At 56.7% G+C, this 2,243-nt stretch carries 1 protein-coding gene; it reads left to right on the plus strand.

Translation table 11 applies throughout. From position 1 onward, the window contains the following. Nucleotides 1–302 precede the first annotated feature (302 nt). Nucleotides 303–1,997 (plus strand): phospho-sugar mutase, encoded by a 1,695-nt coding sequence (locus AAAX32_RS09950; protein WP_349100735.1) that lies wholly within the window; start codon nt 303–305, stop codon nt 1,995–1,997. The last annotated feature ends 246 nt before the right edge of the window (nt 1,998–2,243 follow it).

The following is a 2,243-nucleotide window of genomic DNA, read 5'->3' on the forward strand; positions in this document are numbered from 1 at the left end:
CCATCGCGCCGAGAGTACTGCGGGGTCAGCCCGTGGGAGGCCAGGGCGCCGCTGACCGGTGGACGGCACCGAGCCGTACGCTTGAACTGAGAAGGGGGAGGCCTCGCGGCCTCCCCCTTTTTGCGTTAAAGGCGGCATTCACTAAGCAATTAAATCAATCCAATCATCCACCGGTGAATATAAACGTTCACCGTTCTGTGGCCGGTTCTCTGTTCTCAATGGACTAATATTTGCTTTAGCGCGCTGATGCGCTTGTCCTGTTTTACACGGGTTGTTTTATTGATTGTGACGGAAGGACTCACATGGCAGATGTTCATGAGCTGCTTGATACTTGGATTGCCAATGTCAAGGACGAGGAGCTCCTCGCTGAGCTCAACACGATGAAGGAGCAGGGTGACGAAGACGCCATCACCGACGCTTTCTTCCAAGATCTCGCCTTCGGTACCGCCGGTCTACGTGGCACTATCGGTGCAGGCACTAACCGTATGAATATCTATACGGTTGGTCGCGCGACGCAGGGTTTTGCTGACTATCTCAATGCGACCTTCGAGCATCCGACGGTTGCCATCGCTCGCGATAGCCGCAATAAGGGTGAACTGTTCGTTAAGACGACGGCTGCCATTCTTGCCGCAAACGGCGTGACTGCTCTCGTGTATCCTAAGATTTCTCCCGTGCCGACGCTTTCCTGGGCCGTCCGTGACCTTAAGTGCTCCGGTGGCATTTGCATGACCGCTAGTCATAATCCAGCGCCTTATAACGGCTATAAGGCCTATGGCCCCGACGGCTGCCAGATTACCAGCGAGGCTGCCGATGCAATTTCTAAGGCTATCGCCGAGACCGATACGTTTACCGGCGTGAAGTCCATGGACTTCGATGAGGTTCTTGAGCAGGGTCTGGTCAAATGGATCGATGACTCGTGCCTCGAGCGTTATTATGACGCCGTTCTCGCCCGCGGCGTGACCAACCTTTCTGCCGAGGAGATCGCTGGCGCTCCGCTTAAGCTCGTCTACACTCCGCTCAACGGCACCGGCCTCATTCCCGTCACGACGGTGCTCGAGCGCGCTGGCATCACCGATGTCACGGTTGTTCCCGAGCAGAAGGAGCCTAACGGCGATTTCCCGACCTGCCCGTATCCTAACCCCGAGATTCGCCAGGCCATGCAGAAGGGCATTGACCTGTGCGAGCAGGTTCACCCTGATCTGCTGCTTGCAACCGATCCTGACGCCGATCGCGTTGGCGTTGCCGTTAAGAATAGCGATGACTATCTGCTGCTGACCGGCAATGAGATGGGCGTTCTGCTGCTCGACTATATCTGCAAGACCCGCGCTGCTCGCGGTGAGGACCTCACTAAGAAGGTTGCTGTCACTACTATCGTTTCTTCCGCCATGGTTGACGCTCTGGCCGACGAGTACGGTTTTGAGCTCCGTCGTTGCCTGACGGGCTTCAAGTACATCGGCGACATCATTACTTCTCTTTCCGATGCTGGCGAGGTCGATCGCTTTATCTTCGGTTTTGAGGAGAGCTACGGCTATCTGGCCGGCGACCACGTGCGCGACAAGGACGCTGTGAGCACTTCGCTTTTGATTTGCCAGATGGCGCAGTATTACAAGCTCCAGGGAAAGAACCTTGCCGACGCGATGCACGAGCTGTACGAGAAGTATGGCTACTATCACAACAAGACGATTTCGCTGAGCTATCCGGGTGCTGAGGGTGCGGCAAAGATGGCCGGCATCATGGCCGGTCTGCGCGAGAACCCGCCCGCGGAGCTCGCCGGTTCCAAGATTGAGGCCGTCGTTGATTACAACACCTGCGTGAACGGCCTGCCGAAGGCTAATGTTATTGAGTTCGATCTTGAGGGTGGCAACAAGGGTATTGTTCGTCCTTCCGGCACCGAGCCCAAGATTAAGCTGTACATCTTCGCTAAGGGCGCGGATGCCGCCGAGGCAGATGCAGCACTTGACGCGATCGAGGAGTCCGGTCGCAAGCTGCTGGCATAAGGTATTTAAGAGTCTATTGCTATAGATGGGCGAAAGAGGGGATCTCGGATGCGAGGTCCCCTCCTGTTTTTAACCAGCCAGCCGAGAGTACTTAGATGTGTAGGAAATGTGTACGCCCAGATTCCCGCCCACGGCGCCCCTCCGGTCTGGCAATATATCTCCTTGCCGCGCGGCCCGGTCGGACCGGATGAGCCGCGGGGCGTGCACCTTGAGAACCGGATACTGCGAGGATGGACACACAAGCTG

Source organism: Collinsella sp. CLA-ER-H3 (assembly GCF_040092425.1).
Taxonomy (GTDB): Bacteria; Actinomycetota; Coriobacteriia; order Coriobacteriales; family Coriobacteriaceae; genus Collinsella.